This window comes from Actinocrinis sp. (assembly GCF_035946395.1).
Taxonomy (GTDB): Bacteria; Actinomycetota; Actinomycetes; order Streptomycetales; family Catenulisporaceae; genus Actinocrinis.
This window is the reverse complement of sequence record NZ_DASYZI010000282.1, coordinates 14,452-39,783: the sequence shown is the minus strand read 5'-3', so window position 1 is coordinate 39,783 and position 25,332 is coordinate 14,452. Positions and strand designations below refer to the sequence as shown.

General features: G+C 69.3%; 14 protein-coding genes. 6 read left to right on the top strand and 8 right to left on the bottom strand.

All coding sequences use genetic code 11. From position 1 onward, the window contains the following. The first annotated feature begins 743 nt into the window (after positions 1–743). The 3 genes from VGS97_RS17280 (at position 744) to VGS97_RS29830 (ending at position 4,552) form a co-directional block, all read left to right on the top strand. The gene (locus tag VGS97_RS17280; RefSeq protein ID WP_326854588.1) at positions 744–2,300 is read left to right on the top strand and encodes an APC family permease; all 1,557 of its coding nucleotides are present in this window, start codon (positions 744–746) and stop codon (positions 2,298–2,300) included. Positions 2,301–2,383: 83 nt separating this feature from the next. Further along, on the top strand, positions 2,384–3,751 hold the full coding sequence (locus VGS97_RS17275) for an aminotransferase class I/II-fold pyridoxal phosphate-dependent enzyme (RefSeq protein ID WP_326854587.1): 1,368 nt from the start codon (positions 2,384–2,386) through the stop codon (positions 3,749–3,751). 84 nt (positions 3,752–3,835) lie between these two features. Further along, positions 3,836–4,552: a cyclase family protein gene (locus VGS97_RS29830; RefSeq protein ID WP_414641742.1), complete on the top strand. Its 717-nt coding sequence runs from the start codon at positions 3,836–3,838 to the stop codon at positions 4,550–4,552. A 535-nt stretch (positions 4,553–5,087) separates the two neighbouring features. Here VGS97_RS29830 and VGS97_RS17270 read toward each other — a convergent pair. Beyond that, on the bottom strand, positions 5,088–6,206 hold the full coding sequence (locus tag VGS97_RS17270) for a hypothetical protein (protein ID WP_326854586.1): 1,119 nt from the start codon (positions 6,204–6,206) through the stop codon (positions 5,088–5,090). Between the two features lie 403 nt (positions 6,207–6,609). Further along, positions 6,610–6,939 carry a hypothetical protein gene (locus tag VGS97_RS17265; RefSeq protein WP_326854585.1) on the bottom strand — a complete coding sequence of 110 codons (330 nt, stop codon included), beginning with the start codon at positions 6,937–6,939 and terminating at the stop codon, positions 6,610–6,612. 129 nt (positions 6,940–7,068) lie between these two features. Between VGS97_RS17265 and VGS97_RS17260 the strand changes: the two genes are divergently transcribed. Beyond that, a complete protein-coding gene (locus tag VGS97_RS17260) occupies positions 7,069–8,226 on the top strand; it encodes a hypothetical protein (RefSeq protein WP_326854584.1) in 1,158 nt (385 codons plus the stop codon). A 216-nt stretch (positions 8,227–8,442) separates the two neighbouring features. Here VGS97_RS17260 and VGS97_RS17255 read toward each other — a convergent pair whose 3' ends face one another. The 6 genes from VGS97_RS17255 to VGS97_RS17230 form a co-directional block, all read right to left on the bottom strand. Beyond that, positions 8,443–10,377: a non-ribosomal peptide synthetase gene (locus VGS97_RS17255; RefSeq protein WP_326854583.1), complete on the bottom strand. Its 1,935-nt coding sequence runs from the start codon at positions 10,375–10,377 to the stop codon at positions 8,443–8,445. After that, the gene (locus VGS97_RS17250; RefSeq protein WP_326854582.1) at positions 10,370–12,151 is read right to left on the bottom strand and encodes an acyl-CoA dehydrogenase family protein; all 1,782 of its coding nucleotides are present in this window, start codon (positions 12,149–12,151) and stop codon (positions 10,370–10,372) included. The genes VGS97_RS17255 and VGS97_RS17250 overlap by 8 nt, the downstream gene beginning before the upstream one ends. Next, complete coding sequence (locus VGS97_RS17245; protein ID WP_326854581.1) at positions 12,102–15,917, bottom strand: type I polyketide synthase; 3,816 nt, start codon at positions 15,915–15,917, stop codon at positions 12,102–12,104. Before VGS97_RS17245 ends, VGS97_RS17250 begins: the two co-directional genes overlap by 50 nt. Before the next feature lie 91 nt (positions 15,918–16,008). Further along, complete coding sequence (locus VGS97_RS17240) at positions 16,009–17,310, bottom strand: MFS transporter (RefSeq protein WP_326854580.1); 1,302 nt, start codon at positions 17,308–17,310, stop codon at positions 16,009–16,011. 12 nt (positions 17,311–17,322) lie between these two features. Then, entirely contained in the window at positions 17,323–17,523 is a 201-nt protein-coding gene (locus VGS97_RS17235) for an MbtH family protein (RefSeq protein ID WP_326854579.1), read from the bottom strand. Positions 17,524–17,558: 35 nt separating this feature from the next. After that, positions 17,559–20,822, bottom strand: coding sequence for an amino acid adenylation domain-containing protein (locus tag VGS97_RS17230; RefSeq protein WP_326854578.1), 3,264 nt, complete (start codon positions 20,820–20,822; stop codon positions 17,559–17,561). Positions 20,823–21,164: 342 nt separating this feature from the next. Between VGS97_RS17230 and VGS97_RS17225 the strand changes: the two genes are divergently transcribed. Continuing rightward, positions 21,165–21,881 (top strand): hypothetical protein, encoded by a 717-nt coding sequence (locus VGS97_RS17225; protein ID WP_326854577.1) that lies wholly within the window; start codon positions 21,165–21,167, stop codon positions 21,879–21,881. 28 nt (positions 21,882–21,909) lie between these two features. After that, complete coding sequence (locus VGS97_RS17220; RefSeq protein WP_326854576.1) at positions 21,910–25,089, top strand: amino acid adenylation domain-containing protein; 3,180 nt, start codon at positions 21,910–21,912, stop codon at positions 25,087–25,089. Positions 25,090–25,332: the final 243 nt, after the last annotated feature.

Sequence of the window (25,332 nt, the reverse complement as noted above, 5' to 3'; positions counted from 1 at the left end):
GCAGATCCTCCCGGGAAAGCGAAGACTCCGGGCCAGTGCTGCACATGTTCACTCCGCCTTCCTCCGGCGACCGAAATTCAATTCTATCGGCTTTTCAAAGCCGGCCCCGCTCGGCGAGCTGTCGACACTCCAAGTTTTTTCTTTGAAACCGAAACTCCGCACACGCGCCGACCGGTGCGTTCACGCCCAGACCAGGACCCTGATGAGCACGTCGGCGCACCCTCAGGGCGCATCCGGGCGAAAGACCGACCGCAGGATCCTGAATCCGCCCGACCTGTCGCCATGACTACGTTGCCCGACCTCTCCGACAAGATCAAGCAGTTCGATCGGTCGGCCATGGCGGAGGTCCTCGACGCGGCAGCACGGCAGCGCGCCGAAGTGCTGCGGGCGTTCCCGCTCGATCGTGGCCTGACCTGCCGCTGGAGCGATACGCCCTCGGACTCGGCAGTGACGTGGTCAGCCACTGCCGACTGCTCGAATTCGGGACCGCCGACCTCGGCGGCAAAGCACATCATGTATCGCCACAACGACACCCGTAGCCGCCTGGAGTCGACACGCTCGTCGCGCTCACAGTGGCCATGGGTACCCCAACAAACCATTAGCCGCCCATGTGCACGTGCCGCAACAGCACCCTGACGAGCCTTGACTTTCCCAGGGCCCTGGCTTATCTTGTGTGCCACTACAGAGCCGTATCTGTATTGGTACAGCCTGCCAAGTGCTGTGGAGGTAGCCAGGTGGATTCCGTGCCCAGCATCGTGCCCTCTGATGAGGGCGGGTCCACGACGGCTGCGCTTTACGAGCGTTCCAAGCTCAAGAAGGCGCTGAACCGCTTCCACCTCATCTTCTTCTTCGTTACGACGATCGTCATTCTCGACACGATGGGCGCCGTCGCAAACGACGGTGCCCAGGCGTTCACGTGGCTGCTGTTCCTCGCTCTGCTCTTCTTCATTCCCTTCGGGCTCCTTACTGCGGAGCTCGGGTCCGCTTTCCCGCATGAAGGAGGGCCCTACGTCTGGCCGCGCCTCGCATTCGGCAGGCTGGTGGGCGGCCTCAACACCGTCGTCTATTGGGCGTCGAACCCCATCTGGATCGGCGGTTCTCTCACAATCGTCGCGATCAGCGTCTACCGTGAGTTCTTCGGGTCGCTACAGGGAGCGGGCCAATACCTGTTCGGCCTCGCCTTCATCTGGCTCGTGGTGCTTTTCGCCATCCTCTCGCTGCGTACCGGCAAATGGGTGTCGACTCTCGGCGCCTGGGCGCGGGTGGCGCTTCTGGGATTCTTCACGATCACGGTGGTCATCTATGCGGTCAAATACGGGGTCCATGGATTTCCGGTAGGCGCGTTCCGGCCGACGTGGTCGATTTTCATCGCCGCCGTGCCGCTCCTGGTCTTCAACTACGCCGGATTCGAGCTGCCGAACTCGGCCGGGGAAGAGATGAGCAATCCCGCGCGCGATGTCCCCGCCGCAGTCGCGGTCGCCGCCGGAAGCACTGTGCTTCTCTACACGGTGCCCATCCTGGCCATCCTCGTTGTGCTTCCCGCGAGCCAGGTCACGAGCCTCGGCGGCTTCATCGCCGCGATCAAGACGGTGTTCGTCGTCTACGGCGGCCACATCACCCAGGCCGGAACCGTGTTGAGCGGTGCCGGATCGGTGCTCGGCGACATCGTGGCGGCCTTGTTCATCTTCGTTCTCTTCAGCGGTGGCGCGGTCTGGATCATCGGGTCCGACCGTGACCTGGCCGTTGCCGCCTACGATGGGGCGGGGCCGCGGCTGCTGGGGCGGTTCTCGAAGAAATTCGGCACCCCCGTCCCCGTGAACGTGATGTCGGGGATACTGGCCACCACGGTGATGGTCCTGGCGTTCCTGCTGACCAATGGCAACGCAGCCAAGTACTTCAGCGCCGTGCTCGCGGTGGCGATCTCGACGACGCTGATCTCTTATATCGCCATTTACCCCGCGCTGATCAGACTGAGATACTCCCACCCTGACGTCCCCCGGCCCTATCGGATACCCGGCCGCGGGAATTTGGGGGCGTGGATCGTCGGATTACTCGCGTCCGGTTGGGTGATCCTGGCCTCCATAGCGCTGCTCTGGCCGGGATTCGGGACCTCGAATGCGGACGCGTCCCTCCCGGCCGGTTTCGCCGGCCAACGCCTCCAATACGAGCTGTCCCAGTTCCTGCCCCTGGTGTTTCTCGCCGTGGTCGGTGTGTTCTTCTACTTGTCGGGTCGCCGCACACGCCGGGAAGTCGCCCTGTCTCCTCAGCCCGTACCAGTCACCGCAGACGAAGAGGGCTGATTCCTCGGACCGGTCCCGGCCATCTGTCGATCCGCAGCTTTGCACCGCACCGCTTTCCATGGCGCTCTGATATGAACAACCGTGTGAGCAAACCAGAAGGTTATCGCCGGAGTGCGACCCCTGCTCCGGCGGTCGGCGCACCGGCCGGCTGGCAGGCCCTGCGCGGCTCGACTGTCCGAGAGATCAGCCAGTCGGTGGAAGACGCGATCGAGCAGGGCACCCTTCGGCCGGGTGGGCTCATGCCTTCAGTCCGCGAACTTGCCGGTGCGCTGCGAGTCAGCCCGGCCACCGTGGCCCGCGCGTTTCAGGAGTTGCGGTCACGTGGAGTCCTGACAACGCGCGAGAGGCGCGGCACCCGCGTGAGCGCCCGGCCCTCCATCGCTCGGCGATCCGCCGTGCCGGTCCCGGGAAATGTACGGGATCTGTCAACGGATAATCCCGACCCGCAGTTGTTGCCCCGCCTCGCGCCAATCCTTCAAAGGCTTGACTCGCCGCATCACCCCTACGGCGAAAGCAGCGTACTGCCAGAACTGCGGGACGAAGCATCACGGCAACTGCGCGAGCTCGGAGTCGACCCGGATCACCTGATGGTCGCGGAGGGAACCTTCGCCGCGATCGAGCGCATCCTGTCCGCGCACCTCAAACCGGGCGATCGGGTCGCGGTGGAGGATCCCGGCTGCATAGGCGTTCTCGACCTGGTCCGGGCGATGGGGCTGCATCCGGTTGGCGTGACCGTTGACGAAGACGGCATCGATCCGCAGATGCTCAGCGCAGTTCTGGGCGATGGCGTGGAAGCGGCGATCGTGACCCCCCGCGCGCAGAACCCGACCGGTGCGGCCTTGACCAGCAGCCGGAAAGCGGACCTGCGTGAAGTGCTGGCCGAATTTCCCCAGGTACTGGTCATCGAAGATGATTACGCCGGACCGGTAACCGGCCATCCGTATCACACGTTGTCCGATGACCGGGAGCGGTGGGCGGTTGTCAGGTCGGTTTCGAAATCCCTCGGCCCCGACCTGCGATTGGCCATCGTCGCCGGTGACCGGATCACCATCAGCCGTGCAGAAGGCCGCCAGGCCCTCGGCCCGGGGTGGGTGAGCTGGATCATTCAGCGGCTTGTGGTCGAGCTGTGGCGTGACTCGGAAGCGCAGCAGGCGATCGTTGCAGCCGCCGAAGTGTATCGAAACCGGGTGCATGCGTTGATAGAGGCGCTGAAAACGCACGGAATCGCCGCCCGCGGACGCTCAGGACTCAGTGTGTGGATCCCGGCCGCCGAGGAGACACCGGTGATGCGTGCCCTCTTCCAGTCCGGCTGGGCCGTGGCAGCAGGGGAGCTCTTCCGTCTGTCCAGCCCCCCGGGAATTCGCGTCACCACCGCCGTCCTTTCGGAAGAGGACGCCCCCCACCTGGCCCGCGACATCGCCAAAGCCTTCGAGCGAAGCGCACGGCTGTGAAGCCGAACTCGACGTCAGCCCGCCGTCGCCTCAGAACTCGACACTTACGCTGCAAGGAGAAATGTGGTGACAAGCGAAACCACCATGCAATGGTCGCCAGAGGGGCCAGCCACGTGGCAAGTGCATGACCTATCTCAGCCATTGGGGCCGCAAACGCCTGCATGGCCGGGATGGCCCGGTGTCAGCGCGCACGTCGTCTGCGAGTTCGAGCGGGACGGCATGTACGACAGAACACTGTCCCTCCCTGAGCACTCAGGCACACACCTGGACGCGCCGGCCCACTTGGATCCGAGCGGCCGCTTCGTTCATCAGCTCACTCTCTCTCAGCTGATTGCCCCGTGCGTGGTAATCGACGTCAGGCCGGCATGCGGCGACGACCCGGACTTTGCCGTACAAGCAGACCACGTAGCGCACTTCGAAGCAGATCACGGCCCCATCCCGAGCGGCTCAGCAGTCTTGGTATGCACTGGATGGGACAGATATCTCACCCAGCCGGAGTTGTACGTAGGAGGGAAATCGAGTTCTCCTCGCTGTCCCGGGCTGTCGGCGAGTGCCATGCAAACTCTCGTCCAGAGGAAGATCGTCGGTGTGGGCATCGATACCCTCAGCATCGATCCAGGTAGCAGCACGGAGTTGCCAGCGCACAAAGTAGGGCTGACCGCGGGACTGTGGCACCTGGAAGGCCTCACAGGATTGCACAGATTGCCCGCTGTCGGCTCATGGATCGTAGTTGGCGTGATGCCGGTAGTCGACGGCTCAGGCGCACCCGCACGAGTTTTCGGAATGGCTCCATCGGAATGAAGCGCCACCGACGACAAAAGCCCAAAAGTGATCCGCCAGCCGCAGGAATCGATATCAGTACCTACTATATTTGCATGCGTACATTGGTGACGGCGATGTGGTGAGCAAGATCTGGGACGCTGCATCACGCGGGACGGTTTACCGACAGCACAATAGTGAAGAAGATGTCTGATATGCCATCGTCATGATGAACACGATGGCCAGCACCGGTGCTTCATGCGGTGTCAGCGCGTGCAATCTCATCGTGACCAACAGCCTCGGATCCACGATCGTGGTAACCACGCCGTCCCCCGTGTGATGAGTGCAGCCGTCTGCGGCGTGGGCCTGACCGTTCACCCGTGAACTTCGGTGCGGGCCCCGCTCCCGCCTGAACGGCACTGCCCGGCTGATCCCCCCGGCCGTGACCCGCAGAGCGCGGGCCACGGCCGGGCTGGTCAGTCCTTCGTCCGGTCTCAGCCTCCTGATTGCGGGCGTGCACCGTGAGTGCTGTTGTGGGGCCGTGTACTGGACGAAGAAGCAGGAACGGCGGGCCTTATCACGTGACGGTTGCGTGTGCGATCTCGCAGATGTTGGTGTCGTTGGACCAGGTGCCCTGCTCGGTGTAGGTGCCGTTGCCCATCTTCACGTTCGCGACGCCGCCGTGCACGCCGAGCAGCCACGCGCACTCGTCGCCGTTCTCCTGGCCGAACCACGCGGAACTGGCCTGGTTGTTGGTCCAGCCGCCGGCCGGGTCCATGTCGGTGATGTTCTCCGCGTACTCGTGCCCGAGGGTGATGGTCCAGCCGTCGAGCGTGCCCTTGCTGCCGGCGTTGAGGAAGTCCACGCCGCAGCCTGCACCGGAGTCCATGTTGTAGGGCTGGTTGGAGAAGGAGAAGTTGCCGACGTTGGAAGTGACCGCGCCGCCGGTGAGCGTGGTGTCGCCGTTGTAGTCGTGCCACGCGCAGTACGCGCCCTGGTAGCTGTCAGGGTTCGTGCCGTGCGGGGAGAGGATCACATAGAAGGCGTAGCGGTTCGACGCCGCGGTGGTGTTGCCGAAGTGGTGCGCGGCGCTGAGCGCCACGACGCCGAGCTGGTGGCCGGAGGCGGTTTGCGGGGACTTCGCGGCGTTGTCGTACCAGACGCCTGAGAGCACGCCGCCGGTCGGGTAGGGCACGTGCGCCGCACTGGCCGAGCAACTGGTCGCACCGGCCTTCACCAGCGAACCGTCGCAGTACTGCGTCATGGTGCCCGACCACTGCTCGCTGCCGGTGCCCAGGCCCTTGAACATCATCTGCGCGACCGGGGCACCCTTGTCAGGGTCGTTACTGAAGGTCAGGTTGCCGTTGGCGTCCTTGCCCTGCGTACCCCACTGACTGCCATAGAAGACCAGGTACACCTTCGGGTGACCGCTGGTCACACCGATGCCGCTGATGCCCCCACCGTAGGACAGCGTTTCCGGCCCGGTGGCCGCGTGGATGGCTGCTAGCGTGCGTGCCTGCGTTGCGCCGCTGATGGTCGGCATCACGCCGAGCCGATGCGTAGTGGAGCCGACAGTCGCGGCCTGTGCCGGGCTGACCGCTACCGTCGTGAGTGCGGCGGCCAAGGCAGTGCCCGCGGCGGCTGCCAGCGAGACGCGGGCGACTCGGCGCCCGCGTGGCGAGGTGGGTTGGAACATGCTGTGGGTTCCTCTCGCGTCGAGGATCCCCGCCGACACCTCTTGTTGCGGTCGACGGGTCGTGCGTGGGCGCGAGAACCGGCGGCAGGGGTCACCACGCACCGGCCCGGCGTCCGTGGTGCGAAAGCGGGTCATGCGTCGGAGGATGACAGGGCTCTGTTGTTTGTTCCTGTCATCGGGTGCGAGGGGAACGTAGCAACGCTTCACACACCGGTCAACGGTTGCGCCACAAGCAATTCAGGAACTGTTTACCAGTGTATTACGTCTATTTGTCGGAGCTTTGCGAAACCCGGCGTTTGAACTGCCCTGACCTCAGGGTTCTAAAGCAGTGCTGCACGCAACCCGTCCGCGAGTGCTCGGTCCGGCCGGCCAGCCGAACGAACCACCTTCAAGGCACTTATGATCACGGGAAGTATGGCGCACCGTCGGCCGAGCCGAAGGAGACGACCAGGATCAGCGGTCGGCACTCGGGATGGCGTTGGTGGATCTTCGCGGCCAGTCCCCCACGGGAGCGCTTGAGGTACTTGCCCGTGGTCGGCGGCGAGGTGCGTACGCCGAACCAGTGGCGCACCGACTCGGCCACCTTCCTGTGGTCCACGGCACCCCCGCCCCCGGCTTGCCCGGGCGTCTGGTTCACGATCGTGCGGCACACGGCGCACTGCTGGGTTACCCGCCGCCGCGGATCCTCCAGCGCATCGCGGGAAAAGACGACGCGTATCGACGTGCCGACCACCCACCCACACACCGTTAATGATCAAGGAAGGAATGAGTTACCCTCAATGACCGGTCGTGCCGATCGTGCCGGTCGTGGTGTGGCAATGCATCGTGCGCTGCTTGCCGACTCCTTGAACAGGACTGCGTTATGTCTGCCGATCTCAACATGCTTGAGCGCTCCAGTGTTTTGAAGGGCGACCTGCTGGATTACGCGAACAGCCCGGCGTTGGCGCGTGCTCTTAGGACGGAGTTGCGGCGCCAGTTCGGCAAGGTCGTCGTCGCCGACGAGGGCGAGCTGATCGAGTTCTTCGACGCCTTCATGCTCGAACATCGCCTGCACGACGGGCGCACGGTGCTGGAACGGTACCTCGACGAGCATCCGAAGCTGGCTGCGGGCGACCGGGCGATCCTGCAAGGGTGGCGTGATCCGGTCCAGGGGTTGTTCGAGGTCGTCGAGCGGGCCGGCGATGCGCTGGTGGTGGTGAATCTCGTGGACTCGCTGACCTATCGGGTGCGGGCCAACGCCGGGCCGCAGGTGTTGCAGCCGATGGAGCCGGAGAGCTTCGTGGCCTCCCGGATCGTTCCGCTGGGCGACGAGTGGCTGTTGTCCGGCGCCCAACGGATGTACCCGAAAAGTGCCCGAGCCGAGGTGTTGAGGGCGGCGGCGCAGATCGCGTTCAGTATGCCGAGGCTGGCGTTCCGCAATCCGGAGACCCTGCGCCGCGGCTGGGAGCTGCAAAAGCGCGATCGTGACTGGTTCATCGAGTTCTTCGGCTCTGACACCGTGGTGCTGGGCTGGGCCGAGGCGGCCGGTCGGCTGGCGCAGTACCAGCGGTTCCAGATCGACCGGGCGGTGGCCGAGGCCGGGCCGAAGGCCGATGAAAGCCACCGGCCTCTCGAGCCGACCGCCACCGGCTGGCTGGAGGACCTGCACGAGGCCGCCACGATCGGTGTCGTCTACGATCAGGCCGACGGAATGGGCGTCTACGCCGACTTCCAGGTGTTCCTCGACGCGTTCACGAACCCCGGGCCGGAAGCCACGGCCGCGCAGATCAAGGTCGTGCGAAGCTATCTGAACGACGAGGCGATCTCTCCGGCGATCTTCCACCGGATGGCCGAGGAGTATCCCGAGGGATGCGATCGGGTGTTTCGGCAACTGCTGGGCCGACCGGGCTTCAGCTGGCGGACCGACGGACAGGCCCTGCTGCGCAAACACAAGAAGGACCAAGTCGACGCGGTACCGCTGCCGCGGATGGTTCCCCTCAGCGAGACCTTGGCGGCACACTTCACCGCCCCGGAGCGATGAGCCGCCTGGCGGTTGGTTGCGGGCCGTGGCCGGGGACGCGCGGTCGTGATCGTCGCCTCAGCGTGTGGTGGCTCTGGCGCTGATCACGTGACGGGGGCAGGGAGTTGGCGTATGCGGGCTTTGAGGAGGTCGAGTTCGGCTCATCTGTAGCCGTCGTGTTTGAGTTGCTTGGTGGGTGTGATGTTGTTTTCGATGACGCGGGGCTGTGCTTCGGGGTTAGGCAAGTTTGTCAGGGGTTTGCGTGCCGACACGTGCGGCTCGGATCGCTGCTGCGAGCCCGGTGATCGTGGGGTGGTCGAAGACCGCTCCCAGCGGCAGCGTCACGCCGAGGCGGCGGCGCACCTGCGAGACCACCTTGTTGGCCAGCAGCGAGTGGCCGCCGAGGTCGAAGAAGTCGTCATCGTGATCCACTCGCTCCAGGGCGAGGACGTCTTGCCAGATGGCAGTCACCGTGGACTCTTCGAGACCTGTCTCCGGGCCGCCTGACGCTTCGTCCGGTGCCTTGTTGCCTGCTTCGGCGTGCCGCTCGGGAGCGGTGGCGGCACGGCGCAGCAATGCTTGACGGTCGACCTTTCCGTTGGCGGTGAGGGGGAATGCGTCCGTCACATCCCATACATCCCATATATCAGGTATGAGATAGTCCGGCAGGGCCGTGCGTAGCCGAGAACGTACGCCGTCGAGAAGCCCGGCTCCGGCCTCGGCTCCGGCCCCGGTTCCAGCTGTGGACAGGTCGGCGGCGGGCAGCAGGACGGCTACCAGGCGCCGGGTGTCGGCCGTCGCGCCGTCGGCGAGTACGGCCGCGTCACGTACCGCCGGGTCCGCGCGTAGCGCTGCCTCCACCTCGCCGGGCTCGACTCGGAATCCGCGTTTCTTGAACTGGTCGTCCATCCGGCCCAGGAATTCGAGCGTGCCGTCCGGCCGGTGCCGGGCCAGGTCGCCGGTCGCATAGATCCGGGCACCCGGCTGCCACGGGTCCGGGACGAACCGCTCGGCGGTGAGCGCGGGGTCGCCCAGGTAGCCCCGGGCCAGTCCTGGGCCCCCGGCGAACAACTGCCCGGGATTGCCCGCCAGGACCGGTCGCAGGTCCTCGCCGAGCAATCGGACATACGTGCCCTCCATCGCCCGGCCGATCGGCACGGCGCTCTCGCCGCTCTGGTCCGGCGACAGCTCGTGAGTCGTCGTAGCCACGGTGACTTCTGTCGGTCCGTATGCGTTGACCAGCCGACAGCCCGGGACGGCTTGCATGAAGCGTCGCGCATGCTTCGCCGACAGCACGTCGCCCCCGGCCACCAGCCGACGCAGGCCGGCCAGGTCGGACAACCGCTCGTCCACCATCAGATGGAACAGGCCAGTCGGCAGCAGGACCGTGGTCACCCGCTGCTCCCGCAGCAGCGCGGCGACATCCATGACGGATACCCGGCCGTGCGGAGCGATGACCAGTCGGGCTCCGTTGGCCAGGGCGCCCCAAATGTCGAAGGTCGCCGCGTCGAACGAGACCGAGGATGCGTGCAGGACCACGTCGTCGGCGGCTATCGGCACTATGCCGGGCGGGCTGACCAGCCGCGCCAGGCCACGGTTTGTGATCATTACGCCCTTGGGCACTCCGGTGGAGCCGGACGTGAACATGGTGTACGCGAGAGATTCCGGGTGGACCGGCAGGGCGAGATCGGTGTCTGGGAACGTAGTCAGGCGCTCGGCGAGCGCGTCCAGACGGACGACGTACGAGTCGGTGCCCTCTGGCAGATTGGCCGACAGGCTTGTCGTGCTGATCATGATCGGGCATCGCGCGGCGGCGAGCATGGCGCTCAACCGCTTGGCCGGATAGTCCGCGTCGAGCGGTATGTAATGTTGGCCCGCCTTCAGTACGGCGAGCGCCGCGATCACGAATTCCGCCGACCGGGGGAGCAGCAGGCCGACCGCTGTGCCGTCGGGTCCAAGGCCGCTGAGGTGACGTGCGAGTTGGTTGGCGTGTTTGTTCAGCTCGCGGTAGGTCAGGGTTTGGACACCGGCGACCACTGCGATGTGGTTGGGGCGAGCCGCGGCCTGAGCTTCGATCAACTGGTGGACGCAAGTGGCGGCACGGCTGTCACGGGGGTCGGCGGCTGTGGGGGCGGTGGCGGCCGTGGCGGCGATCAGGTTGGCCTCAGTCATCGGTCGCGGCCGGTTCGCCGATGCTTCCGTACGGCGGCAGGTCCGTGATCACACCATCGAGCAAGAAGTTCATCTGATCGCTGCCGAGCACGCGGGCGCTCATCGCCGCGTAGTCCGGCTGCGGGTCGTCGGTCAGCTGCGGCCATAGGCCGGCCAGGTCCTTCGCGGCCTCGGTACAGGCGATGTCGGCCAGGTCGAGGGCGACCGTGTTGCCTTGGTCGGCGAGATGCGCCGCCCGCGCGAGCACGACCGCCATGCCGAGCAGGGCGGTGCCGATCCGGCCGATCAGGACGAGCCGGTGTTCCTGTTCGGCCAGCGCGTCGACGCCGTACTGCCGGGTGAGTCGTCCGCACAGTTCGGCCAGGGCGCGGGACTCGGCGCGCACGTGTGCCAGGTGCTCGCGGCAGCGTGGGGACAGGCTGGCGTCGTCCTGCGGCTCGTCCTCTACTGCCTTTGCTGCGGGTTCGGGTGCCGGCGGTGTGGAGTCCGGCTGCCGGTATCCGGCATCGATGGCCGCCAACGCCGTCCAATAATCGAGCAGGAAGTCCACGCCGCCCGCGATGCGCAGGCCGCGGGCGTCGCGGGCGAACCGCTCGACCGGTAGCGGCGTCGTGCCGCGGCGCGCCTTGCTCAGCGCGGTCTCGAAGCCCTCGCCGCCGAGCAACGACATCGTCCGGTCCACGACCCGCCAGCAGGCCACCGAGGTGAGGTTCTTGGCCGCGGTCAACTCCGGCGCCTTGTCGGCCAGGTCGCCGCTGAGCAGGCCCCACTGCGTGATGCTCTCGATGGCGAACACGTCCGCGGCCGTCTGCGCGACCAGCCGCTGGATCTCGTCGTACTCGCCCAGCGGCCGGCCGTCCATGACGCGGCGGTTGACGAACTCCTTCGACCAGGCCAGGCACAGCTTGGCGATGGCCAGCGACGGGGAGGCGATGATGAGCATCCGGCCGAGGACCGCGAGCCGGACGAGTTCGGGCTCGTCGCGCCACTGGTCGTTGGAGGCGGGCAGCAGTTGCTCGGCCGGCACCCGCACCTGGTCGAACCGCAGCACGCCCATCGACGCGCCGTGCAGGCCCATGAAGTCCTGCCGGCTGGCGACCCGGACTCCCGGGCTGTCCGTCGGCACGAAGAAGATCCGGATCTGCTCGACGCCGTCGTGCTCCACCTTGGCCGAGACGTCCACCAGCCCGGCCAGCGGGGCGTTGCCGATGAAGATCTTCTCGCCGCTGATCAGGTAGGCGGCCCCGTCTTCGACCGGTACGGCCGTGGTGGCGCGGCCGCTGTTGGCCGCGCCGCCGACCTCGGTGTCCGCGCTGCCGGAGATGGCGCCGGCGCGCACGGCGGCCAGCACCAGCTCGCGCAGCGGCCCCTCGTCCAACAGCGGCAGGTAGCAGCCGGAGCCGAGTCCGTTGGAGATGGCCAGCATCCACGCCACCGCCGGGCTCCAGCTCGCCGCGACCTCGACCACGCGCAACGCGTTCATCGGCGACAGGGCCAGGCCGCCGAACTCGGCCGCGATGGTCAGGCCGAAGAAGCCGCCTTGCCGCAGCAGCTCGGGCAGCTCTTCCGGCAATTGCCTGGTCTGGTCGACGACGGCCGGATCGACGTGCTCGCGCAGCAGGTCCCGCAGCGCGGACACCGTGGCGTCTCCGATGCGCCGGTCTTCGGCGTCCTGCGTCGGGAACGGCCGGAGCAGATCCCAACGCAGCCGGCCCAGGTACAGCTCATCGGACAGGCCGCGCGAGGTCGGCGGCGAAGTGACGGTGGATGCCATGGTGCTCCTCCCGGAAGTAGAAGTGGCCGCCGGCGAACATCCGCAGCTCGAATGCGCCGGTGGTGTACGCGCGCCACGCAGCGAGGTCGTCCTGAGTCACCGCCGCGTCCTGCGTGCCGCCCATGGCGACGATGGGGCACGGCAGCGGGTCCGCCGGTGTGGGCTGGTAAGTGGCGACGATGCGCAGGTCGGCCCGCAACCCGTCGAGCGTGAGCGCCCGCCACTCCGGGTCGTCACGCAGTTCTTCGGGCACCGGTCCGTACTGGCTTTCGAGTTCCGCCAACAGGGTGGCGTCGTCGGGCTCGGGCGCCGAGGGATTCCCGCGGTGCAGGTGCGGCGCCTCGTGCGAGGACACGTACAGCCGCTGGGGCAACGGCCGTCCCCGTTCCCGCAGCTCCAGGGCCAGTTCGTAGGCCACTGCGGCGCCCAGGCTGTGGCCGAACAGGGCGTAGGGCGCGGTGAGCTCCGTCTCGTCGGCGATGGCCCTGACCAGCTCGGGCATCGAGGTGAACGGGCGCTCGCTCAGCCGGCTGCCGCGGCCGGGCGGCTGGGTGCCCCACACCTCGTAGTCGGGCAGGTCGTCCGACCAGAACAGGAATTCTCCTGCGGAGCCGCCGCTGTGCGGGAGGCAGTAGAGGCGGATCGCGGCGTCCGGACGCGGCGTGCGGCGCAGCAGCCACCGGGACCCGTCGGCCGCGGGCGGTGCGGCGCCCGCCTGCTGATCGTCGATCGCCCCGGCCAGCGCGACGACGGTGGGGGCGCGGAAGATCGAGCGAACGCCGAGCGACACGCCGAGCTCGCGCCGCAGGATCGCCACCACCCGCGCGGCCAGCATCGAGTCGCCGCCCAGCTCGAAGAAGCTGCGGTGGCCTTCGCCGAGCCGGTCCGTGCCGAGGATCGACCGGAACGCCGCCGCGACGGCCGCCTGGGTCTCGGTCGCCCACACCGCCTCCGCCATGCCGTCCGGTTGCGGCGCGGACCCGTCGGGCGAGTCGAGTTCGTCGGGCTGATCGATCCGCCAGCGCCTGCGCTGGAAGGGGTACGTCGGCAGCGGCACGCGGCGTCGCCGTTCGCCGGCGTGCACGGCCGCCCAGTCGACCGGAACACCCGCCTGCCACAGTTCGCCTGCGGCGGCGAGCAGAACGGCGGGTCCGGGGATCTCGTCGGAGGGGTGGGGCATGCTGGCCACCACCGGCAGGCCGGGAACGTACGCCGGATGCTGGCGGGCCAGGCTGCACAGCGTCCGCCCCGGCCCGACCTCCAGGAGTGCGCGCTCGCTGTGGCCGCCGACACCGTGTCCACCAACATCTTGCCCACCAACATCGTGCCCATCGACACTGTGCCCGCCAACACCGTGCCCACCAGCCCTGTGCCCACCAGCCCTGTGCCCACCAGCACCGTGGCCGAACGCGGTTGCCAGCGCGGCGGAGAAGTTCACGGTGTGCCGAAGGTGCGCGCTCCAGTAGGCCGGGTCCAGCGCCTCGTCGGGGGAGACCGGCCGACCGGTACGGTCGGAGATCCACGGAATCGCCGGCGGCTTCAGCCGTACGGCGGCGACCCGCTTCTCGTAGGCGGCCAGCACCGGCTCGACCAGGCTTGAGTGTGCGGCGGTGCTGATGTGCAGCAACTGCCCGTCGACGCCCTCGGCGGCCAACTGCTGCTGCAATGCGTGTATCGCGCCGATCGGGCCAGCAACGACGCACTGGCGCGGGGCGTTGATCGCCGCGACGGACAGCTCCGGGCTCAGCCGCGGTTCAAGCTCCTCCACCGGTAAGGACAGCGCGAGCATCGCACCCGCGGGCAGTTCGCCGAGCAGGCGTCCCCTCTCCAGCACCAGGCTCATGGCGTCGGGCAGCGAGAGCACGCCCGCGATCGTGGCGGCGGCATAGGCGCCGAGGCTGTGTCCGATGACGGCGGCGGGCCGCACGCCCCAGGCCTGCCAGAGCCGGGCCAGGGCGTATTCCACGGAGAATACGGCCGGCTGGCCGACTCTCATCGTGGCGAGCCGCTGCCGCGCGGCCTGTACTGCGGCCTCGTCCCGCGAGTCCGGGAACAGCACGGTACGCAGGTCCACGCCAAGCTGCGGCCCGGCGAGTTCGGCGCACTCGTCGATGTCCGCACGGAACGCTGGTGTGCTGCGGCAAAGCTCCTCGGCCATGCCGACGTGCTGACCGCCCTGTCCAGGGAACAGGAACACCGTCTCGCGCGGTGCGGTCGACGTGGGTCGCGACGTGGTCACCAGCCGGCCAGGGTCTTGCCCGGACAGCGCACGCACCGCGTCCCGCGAGCTGTCGACTACAGCGAAGCCGCGATACTCGAACGGATGCCTGCCTACCTGGAGTGTCCACGAGACGTCCGCAAGCGGCAGGTCCGGCGTGGCGCTCAGCTGCCCGGCCAGGGCGGTTGCGGACGCGGCGAGCGCACCAGGGCTGCGCGCGGACAAGGGCAGGATCTGGTGAGTCCAGGCGGGCGTGCCGTCGTCGTCGGCCGACCACGACGGCGCCTCTTCGACCACGACGTGCGCGTTCGTGCCGCCGAGTCCCACGGAGTTGATTCCCGCTCTGCGCGGTGACTCGGTTCGGGGCCATGGCCGTGCTCGCGCGTCGACCCGGAACGGGCTGCCCGGCAGGCCCAGTTCCGGATTCGGAGTATGGAAGTGCAGCGTGCCCGGAATCAGCTCGTGTTCCAGCGCCAGCGCGACCTTTATCAGCCCGATGACGCCGGCTGCGGCATCGGTGTGCCCGACGTTGGACTTGACCGCGCCGAGCAGCGCGAAGCCGGTGTCCTGCGTGCCCATGGCGAACGCCTTCGTCAGCGCGCGCACCTCGATCGGGTCGCCGACCGGGGTGCCGGTGCCGTGGGCCTCGACGTAGCTGATCGTGGCCGGGTCGACGTCGGCCGCCACGTGCGCAGCCCGGATGGCGGCCGCCTGCCCGTCCACGCCGGGCGCGGTGAAGCCGACCTTGCCCGAGCCGTCGTTGGTGACCGCAGAGCCGCGGATCACCGCGTATACGTGGTCGCCGTCGTCGAGCGCGTCGTCGAGCCGCTTGAGCACCACCATCCCCGCGCCGTCGCTGGCGATCGCCCCGGACGCCATGGCGTCGAAGGGCCGGCAGTGCCCGTCGGTCGCGATGACGCCGTCCTCGCCCGGCTCGTCGAGAGGGAACGGCACGTGCAGCGTGATGCCGCCGGCGAGCGCCATGTCGCACTCGCCCGCGAGTATCGCCTGCGTCGCGGTGTGCACCGCCACGAGCGAGGTCGAGCACGCCGTCTGGATGGTGAGCGCCGGTCCGGTGAGCCCGAGTTTGTAGGCGATCCGGCTGGTCAGGAAGTCCGCGCTGCTGGCCAGGCGCAGCTGTAGCTCGGACACCTCGGGGAAGCGGGATCGGTGCGCGCGCAGGTGGTCGAGGTGCCCGGTGTCTCCGCACCCGCCGTAGACACCGATCACGCCCTCATAGCCGCGCGGATCGTACCCGGCGTGTTCGAGCGCTTCCCATGCGCATTCGAGGAACACTCGCTGCTGCGGATCCAACAGCACCGCCTCGCTCGGCGCGTAACCGAAGAAGCCCGCGTCGAACAGGTCGCCGTCCGGCACGATGCCGTAGGCGGCCGCGTGCCCGACGGCCTCGTACGCGGCGAACCGGGTCAGCGACTCGCGGCCCTCGGCCAGCCCGGCCCAGAACTCGGCGAGGTCGCCCCCACCGGGGAACCTTCCGGCGAGACCGATGACGGCCACGTGCAGGGCGCCCGGTGACGGCGCGGTCACCGCGGCACCGTGCTCTGCGCGGGACTGGAGGAGTGGTTCACCGGACGGTCCTGGCCGAGCTGGGGCGGTCGGGCCGTGGTCGCCGGTCTCATCACGCGGCCCCCTCGGAAACGTCGGCGACGGCTTCGGCCGTGGGCGTGGACTTCAGGCGGCTGACCGGTGAGAGCAGCGGCGGCAGGATCGACAGCCCGCAGATGACGGCGACGCCCCACAGCACCCCGCGCACGCCGAGCGGCGCGACGAGGACGCCGCCGAGCGCGGCGCCGAGCGGCAGCGTGCTCCACTCGATGAAGCGCAGCGTGGCGTTCATCCGGCTCAGCAGCCGTTCCGGCGTGATCAGCTGGCGCATGGTCAGCGTGGTGATGTTGTAGATGACCACGCCGACCCACACCAGGAAGAGCCCGGCGCCGAAGACGACCGCGCCGTGGGAGAGCGGCAGCAGGACCGCGCCGACGGTGAACACCACGATCGAGCCCATCAGCAGCACGCCCGGGGCCAGCCGCCGGGAGAGCGCCCCGCAGACGACCGCGCCGATCAGGCCGCCAGCGTTGCCCACCCCGAGCACGGTGCCGATCACCGCGGAGCCCAGGTGCAGCACCCGCGCCGCGTAGAAGACCTGTAGCGCGAGCATCGCGGCGAAGGCGAAGTTCGCGGTGGCGTCGCACATGGCGAGCGGGCGCAGCAGCGGATGGCGCACGACGAACCGGACGCCCTCCGCGATCTCCTTGCCCAGCCCCCGGCCCTCGTCGGTGGGCGCCGCCGCGTTGTCACGGCCCCGGACGAACAGCAGCAGGACGAACGAGGCCGCGTAGCTGAGCGCGTCGACGAGCACCGCGATGGGCGCGCTGAACAGCTGGATCAGGAAGCCGCCCACCGTAGGGCCGCTCAGCTGCCCGAACGAGCGGGAGCCCTCCAGCTTGGCGTTGCCCTCGGCGAGCTGACTGTCGGCCACCAGGGCCGGCAGGTACGACATCTGCGCGATGTCGAAGAACAGCGTGCCCAAGCCGATGATGAACGCGACGACGAACAGGAGCGGCAAGGTCAGCACGCCGGCTGCGTAGGCGATCGGCACCGAGACCATGGCCACCGTGCGAACGGCGTCCATGACGAGCATCACCCGCCGTCTGGGCAGCCGCTCGACCCAGGCGCCCGCGGGCAGCCCGAACAGCAGGACGGGCAGGAACTCGACCGCCGAGAGCAGGCCGATGTCCAGCGCCGAAGCCTTGAGCAGCAGGGCGACCAGCGGGAAGGCGAGCACTGTCACCTGGGTCCCGAGCACGCTGACCGTCTGCGCCAGCCACAGGTTGCGGAACCGCGACAGCCGCCACAGGCTCTGCGGCGCCTGCGTTTCCGGCGCTTCGGCCTTGGGCGCCTGCGCGTCCGACACTTCCACGTCCGACACCGCTCAGCCGCCCATCCGGTCGCGCAGGCTCTTCGGCCGAAGATCGGTCCAGACGCCGCGGATGTACTCCAGGCACTCGGCCCGCGTGGCGACGGGGCCGGCGACCTCCCAGCCCGCAGGCGGCTCCCGGTCCGCAGGCCACAGCGAGTACTGGAGTTCGTCGTTGCGGACCACGGCGTACAGCCGGGAGTCGTCGTCGAACATCGGGCAGTCCTTCCTGCTCGGGTCGGGCGGCGCGGTCAGCCGCGCTCTCGCCGCCGGTCGGCCAGCCGTGCCCGCCCGGCCCGCAGCCGGTCGGCGCGGGGATCGCGCCGCTCCACGGCGGGATCGTCGCGCGGGTCGGCGGACAGGTGCTGGGCCAGCGACGCGATGGTGGGGAACTCGTAGAGTGTCACCAGCGGCAGCCGTCTGCCCAGCGCTTCGTTGAGCCTGGAAAGGACGGAAGCCAGCACCAGCGAGGTGCCGCCGCGCTCGAAGAAGTTGTCGTCGACGCCCACGGCAGGCAGGTCGAGCGCCCGCTGCCAGACGTCGGCGAGCAGCCGCTCCAAGTCGGTGCGCGCGGGCACGGCCTGCGCCGTGGGGCCGACCGGATCGGGCAGCGCGCGCGGGTCCGCTTTGCCGTTGGCGTTGCGCGGGATCTCCTTGATGGCCACCAGCGCCGAGGGCACCAGGTAGGCGGGCAGCCGTCCGGCGATGTGGCCGCGCAGGTCTGCGGGCACGTCCGTGCCGCTGGTCACCACATAACCGATCAGCCGCTCGTGGCCGTCCGTGCCGGACCGGACCGCGACTGCGGCCGCGCTCACGGCGGGATGGCTGCACAGCACCGCCTCGATGTGGCCCGGCTCGATGCGGTACCCGCGCACCTTGAGCTGGCCGTCCAGCCTGCCGAGCACTTCCAGGTTGCCGCCCGGCCACCAGCGGGCGCGGTCGCCCGTGCGGTGCAGGCGCGCCCCGGGCACCCGGGAGAACGGGTGCGGGACGAAGCGAGCGGCGGTCAGATCCGGACGACCCAGGTACCCGCGGGCGAGGCAGTCGCCGCCGATGTAGAGCTCTCCCGCCACGCCTGCGGGCTGTGGGTTGAGTTCGGTGTCGAGGACGTACGCCTCCGCCCCGTCGATGGGGCGGCCGATGGGCACCCGGTCGCCGATGAACGGGTCGTCCAGCATCGTGGCGGTGGCGTTGACCGTGGTCTCGGTCAGCCCGTATGCGTTCATCACCGGCAGTCCGGTGTCCTGTTGCCAGATCCGCACGGCGTCGGCGTCGACCGGCTCGGCGCCGATGGCGACCATCCGCAGCGCCGGAGCGGGGTGCACGCCCCGGGACCGGGCGCCGGTCACCCAGCGCCGCCAGTAACTGGAGGTGAGGACCGTGAAGCTGACCCGTTCCCGGGCCATCAGCTCGATCAGCTCGTCCGGGCCCGGAGACGGCTCGGGGCTGAGCACCAGACACGCGCCGGCCGCCCAGGTCGGGAACGTCTCCTCCACGGTGACGTCGAATCCGATGTTGGCGAACTGCAACACCCGGTCGCCCGCCGTGACCTGGTACAGCTCCCGCATCGTCGCGACCAGGTTGGACAGCGAGCGATGGGTGATCGCCACGCCCTTGGGCTCCCCGGTCGAGCCCGACGTGAACAGCACGTAGGCCAGGTTGTCCGGGTCGGCGCGGCGCAGCGGCGTCCAGGGCAGCGGGACCGGGCGCAGCAGTTCGGCCGGTGTCAGCACGGCGGCGTCGGCCTCGGCGAGCCGATGCGCCAGTTCGGGTGCGGCCACGACGTGCCGGGCGCGGGCCGCGGCCACCAGCCGTGCCAGGTAGGCGGGCGGGTGAGTCTGGCTCAGCGGTAGATAGGCCGCGCCGGCCTTGAGGATGCCCAGCAGGGCGGCCGTCAGATCGACGCTGCGCTCCAGCAGGACGCCGACCAGGTCGTCGGGGCCGACGCCGGCCGCGTGCAGCCGCCTGGCGATCCGGTCGGAGCGGTCGTCGAGCTCCGCGTAGGAGACCTCGACCCCACCGGCGCTGACTGCGATCGCGTCCGGAGTCGCCGCAGCCTGGCCGGCGAACACCTCGTGCGTGAGCGGCTCGGCCGCGCGGGTCGGCGCTCCCCGGCTCCAATGGTCGAGGACTGCCAGCCGCTCGCGCTCATCCAGCAGCGGCAACGTGTACAGCGGGCGCTGCGGCTCGGCCACGCCGACCGCGACGAAGCGGCGGAACCGCTCGACGAAACTTTCAATCGAGCCGGCGTCGAACAGTTCGGTGCTGTACGTGAGCATGCCGACGAACCCGTCCGTCCCGTCCGTCGCCGTGTTGATCGACATGTCGAGGTCGAACTTGGCCGTGGTGGGCCGTGGCAGCAGCAGTTCGGCGTCCAGGCCGGCGAACCTCGGCGTGGCGAACGGGTTCAGGTCCGCGCTGAACGAGACCTGGACCAGGGGCGTGTGGCCGGGGCTGCGGTCGGGCCGCAGTTGCTCGACCAACTGCTCGAACGACACGCCCTGATGCGAGAGCGCATCGAGGACGGACTGGCGCACCCCGTGGAGCAACTGCTCGAACGTATCGCCGGGCGAAAGGCGGACGCGCACGGGCAGAGTGTCCACGAACAGGCCGATCAGCGGCTCGAACTCCGGCAGCGGCCGATCGGTGACGGGTACGCCGATCAGCAGGTCGCCCACCCCGCTGAGCCGGCTCAGCAGCGCCGCGAAGGCGCCGAGCAGCACCATGAAGGGGCTCATCCGACGGCGGCGGGCCAGGACGGCCGCGTCGGCCATCAAAGCGGCGGGCAGGTCGAACAGCGTGGTGGCGCCGCCGGTGCCGCGCAGCGCCGGCCGCGGGCGGTCTGTGGGCACGGTGAGCACGTCGGGCGCGCCGGACAGGTACGACCGCCACCACGCGATCTGGTCGGTGTCGGCGGCCTGCTCCCGGCGCCAGGCGACGTAGTCGCGGTACTGCGCGGCCAGCGGCGGGACGGCGGCCTGCGGATCGGCTCCGCACTCCTGCGCGTAGAACTGCGCGAGCTCGTCGAAAAACACGGTGATCGACTGGCCGTCGCACACGATGTGGTGCAGGGCGAGGCACAACAGGTGTTCGTCCGGGCCGAGGCGCACCGCCTGGACGCGCAGCAGCGGCCCGGCGCCGAGGTCGAACGGCGATTCGGACCAGCGCTGGACGAGCCGGCGCGCCTGGTCCGGCCGCTGCGCCGGGGGAGTGGAGCTCAGGTCGATCAACGGCAGCGCGACGTCGAGGCGCTCGGCCACCCGCCGGAGCGGCCGGCCCTGATCCGCGGGGAAGGTGGTGCGCAACGCCTCGTGCCGGTCCACCACCCGCTGCACCGCGGACCGCAGCGCGGGCAGCTCGACCCGGCCGAGCAGGCGGACCGAGCAGAAGATGTTGTACAGCGAGCTCTCCGGATACAGCTCGTTGACGAGCCACAGGCCCTGCTGGGCCGGCGAGACGGCGGAATCCGCGACCGGTGCGTCGGCCGGAGCCGTCCGCGGCGGCTGGACCGTCACCTTGTTCCCTTCGCGAGGAAGCCGTGGCTGGCGCCGATCGGTCCGGCCGCGGCTTTCAGCAGACACGACGTGTGTCCACACATGATGGGACATCAGCCGGTCCGGCGAACTCCGGGCAGCCCGGAATCGCACGGTGTTGCCTTCACCCGCGGTTCGCGCTAACAAGTATGTCAGACTTCTGTAATGGTGGGCCGAAGGTCGGCCGCCGGGCCGGCCGGGAGCGCGCGGCGCGTCGGCCCGGCAGCCGCCAGGCGCGGAACGAGCCTGACGAAAGCGACTGACACGCTCCGTGGAATCGTCGCCGGCCGTGTCGGCGGCGGCTGCTCTCGATGAGGACAAACCGTGTCGATTCTCACGATCCAGGGGCCCGCGGAACGGGGACGCGATCCGCGGCAGATCTCGGTGAGGACCGGGGGAAGCGCGACGTTCGGGATCTGCGGCTGCGGCGGCTGCGCCCTGGACCTGCGGCTGCCGGCGCAGCCGCCGGTGGACTTCAGGGGCGAGATCGTGGTCGGCCCCGATCGCTGGCGCATCGCCAACCGGTCCAACGGCGAACCGGTGATCGTCACGCAGGTGGACGGCCGCGCCGACCCGACCGCGGTGCGTCCGGGCGAGTGGCTGCCCTTCTGTGACGACATGGCGACCGTGACGCCCTCCGCCGCGACGGCCGGCCCGCTGCTCACCGTGTTCTTCACCGCCGACGCCGGCGCGGCCGAGGTCGGCGCGGGCTGCCCGGCGATCACGCCGCGGCCCGATCCGGAGCTGGACCCGGGCGCCCGCTACTTCGCCGTGCTGGCCGCGCTCTGCGAGCCCGTCCTGCTCGACGGCCGCGCCGGCCGGGTGCCCACCTCCTCGGACATCGGCGCCCGCCTGGCGCTGAGCCCGCGGGCGGTCGACTCGCACATCGACTACCTGGTCGGCAAGTTCGCCATCGTCCCGCCGCACACCCGCAGCACCGGCTGGAAACGCAGGGCGCTGATCAAGTACGTGCGCCGCCATGACGGCGTCGCGCAGGCGCTGCTGGCGCGGCGCGACCGGCAGCCGGCCGCGGCGGCGTGAACGGGCGAGAGCCCGGAAAGGGCCGGCGATGCCGCACGGCGACCTGATCCACGAGGCGGTCCGCGCCCAGGCGGCGCAGCGCCCGGCCGCGATCGCGTTGACCCATTCGTCGGGCGCGGTGACTTACCGCGAACTCGACGGCTGGTCGGACGACCTCGCCGTCACTCTCGCCGCTGCGGGAGTCGTGCCGGGCACCGTCGTGCCAGTGCTGCTCCCACCGTCCGTGTCGTTGGCGGCAGTCCTGCTGGCAGTGCTCAAGTGCGGCGCAGCCTACGCTGCCCTGGATGCCGCGTGGCCCGCGCAGCGGCTGCGCCGTATCGTGCGGCTGCTACCCGGCCAACTCGCGGTGACCGGCCCCGGCACCAGCGCCGAAGCCGTCGCCGTCTTCGCCGAACAGCGCCTGCTCATCACCGAGGACGGCTCGATTACCGTCCAGGCCGCCCGCCGACCCCCACCCATCGTGGCTGCCGACGGCGCCGCCGCCATGGTGTTCTTCACCTCCGGCAGCACCGGCGAGCCCAAGGCCGTGCTCTCGCCGCACCGCGCGACCTCGCGGCTCTTCACCGACTGCACGTTCGCCCGGTTCGATCACACCACGGTCATGGCGCAGATCGGGGCCGTGCCCTGGGACGTCCTGACACTCGAACTCTGGGGGCCGCTGACGACGGGCGGAACGAGCGCCCTGGTCACCGAGCGCCCTCTGACGCCCGCCGGCCTGCGCGACGTGGTGAGCCGCCGAGGAGTGAACACCGTCTTTCTCACCACGTCGCTGTTCCACCTGCTCGTCGAGGAAGACCTCACCGCCTTTGCCGGGCTGCACACGCTGATCGTCGGTGGCGAGAAGCTCTCTGCGGCGCACGCGGGCCGACTGTTGGCGGCCTGGCCGGACGTTCGGCTCGTCAACGGGTACGGCCCGGTGGAGAGCGCGGTGTTCGCCCTCACCCACGACGTGCGACCTGCCGACGTGCTCGCGCAGGTCCCGCTCGGGCGCCCGGTGCCGCGCACGAGCGTCGTGGTGATGCGCCGCGGTGAGCGGATCGGTGAGCAGTGCGGGCCGGGCGAGATCGGCGAACTGTGTATCGCGGGGGACGGTCTGGCGGTCGGATATCTCGGCGACGCCGCGCTGACCGCGGAGAAGTTCGTCACCGTAACGCTCGACAGCGAACCGGTGCGGCTCTATCGCACTGGCGATCTCGCACTGCGAGACCCGGACGGCGTCTTCCACTTCCACGGCCGGGCGGACCGGCAGGTCAAGGTGCGCGGGCACCGGCTGGAGCCGGCGGGTATCGAGCGCCTGGCAGACACGGTGCCCGGAGTGCGCCGAAGCGTGGCGGCGGTGCGGCGCGACGAGAACGGGAACGCCACCGCGCTCGTCCTGTTCTACCTCCCCACAGCCGATCGCCCGACTCAGTCGGAGCTGACCGCGGCGCTCCAGGCGAGCCTGCCCGCCTATTCCGTGCCGGACCACGTCGTCGCGGTCGATCGGTTCCCGCTGTCCGCGACCGGGAAAGTGGACACCGCCGCATTGCTCGCGGCGTTCCGCACCAACCCGCAAAACAATCAGGACATTGACGCTGCCGGAGGGCAGGATCTCCGAGACCAGAACCCCCGAGACCAGGTCTCCGGAGACCAGGACTCCGAAGACATCGGGAGCATCGTGGCCGCGCAGTTCGGCGCGCTGCTCGGGCTCACAGAGGTCGATCGATCAGCATCCATATTCGCCCTCGGCGGCACCTCGCTGACCGCCGTCCGCCTTTGCACCCGCCTCGGCGCGCGGTTCCGGCGCGCGATCCCGATGTCCCAACTGCTGCGCAGCCCCACGGTCGCCGGGATCACCGAGTGGCTGGAGCAACCCGCGCCCGACTCCGACCCCGACGCCTACGCCCGGCCGACAGGGACAAACCCCACAGATCCAGCCGAAGGCGCGCCGCTCACCCCCATGCAGCACTCCTTCGTGCTGCAACACCTGCGATCCGGCGCGGACCTCACGAACCACTGCATCATGACCTGGACGATCAGCGGCCCGCTGATTCCCGCCCGGCTCGCCGCCGCCGTTGCGGACATGCACCGGCGCCAAGGCTATCTTCGAGCCCGTTACGAGGCCGACGACGAGGTCCGCGCGGTCGAATCAGCGGGCGACGTCGAGTTCGCGCAGTTGGCCGCGGCCGACTCATCCTCAGCGGAACTGCTTCTGGAGGAGCGGTTGATGCTGCCCTTCGACCTCCAGGCCGGCCTGGTCTGGCGGGCGGTGCTCGTCGGCGGCCCCGAGTCCGGAAACGGGCAGTGGCTGTTCGGGGTGGCGGTGCACCACGTCGCGTTCGACGGCTGGTCGCAGCATCTGCTGGCCCGGGAGATCGGACTCGCCTACGCCGCCCGTAGTGCGGGCGAGCAGCCGGCGCCCGATGCCCTGGCAGACGCTCTGGTGCCGACCCCGGCGCAGACCCACCGCTTGCTGGAAGAACTCTCCGGCGTGGTGGACCTCCCCGCGCAGCGGGCGTACTGGGCAACGGCGCTCGCCGATCTGCCGCCCATTGCCTGGCCTGCATCCGGCAGCGCGCACGACGCCGAACCGCGCTCGATCGAATACCCGTTGAGCGACGATGTCCAGGTCGGCGCCGTCCAGGCGGCGCAGCGGCAGGGCGTAAGCCTTCTGACGGTGCTGCTGGACGGGGTGTCCCGGGCCGTGTCGGCGCACACCGGTCAGGACGATTTCGGTGTTGGCGTGCCGGTGAGCATGCGCAGCACCGAGGCGTTGCAGCGGCCGATCGGTTGCTTGATCGATACCGTATGCGTGCGCCTGCGCCGGGCCAACGACTCTCTCGCCGCCACGGCTGCCGCAGTCACCCGTGCGCTCGCCAATTCGGACGTGCCGTTCTCGGAGGTCGTCCGCGTGGTGCGCCCGGCCCGCACAGGACGCCACCCTCTGTACCAGGTGATCGTCGCGGTCCAGGACTCACCCGCGCCACTGCTCGGACTGGTCGGCTGCCGCACGGAAGTACGGTGGCAGGAGGACGTGCCGTGGCCGCAGGCCGAACTCGTGGTCCAGCTGTTCGCCGAACCGGGAACGCCGGCGCGGCTGCGCATCAGTCGCGACCCGGCCATGGTGGGCCGGACGACATTCTCGGGGATCGCGCGGGACGTCGTCGATCGCTTGCACTCCATGGCGGACGTTCAGTCCGTCGGCACCTCCGCGACCAGCGGACGTTGACGATCAGGCGTACGGCAACTCCCCGCCCTGCCGCTATCTGGAGTGCACCTTCGTTGACTCTGGCAACGATCACATGATGTGTGCCAGCGTTTGCCTGACAAGGTCCCATCCGTCCTTGGCTACGGACAGCCACCGATACCACCCCATGGGCGCGGGCACCCGAAAGACATCCCTGGTGCACCCGTCTTCACGCTGGATGTGAACTCGGCACTCACATCCTTGCAGGACAGGGGGACCCTCCTC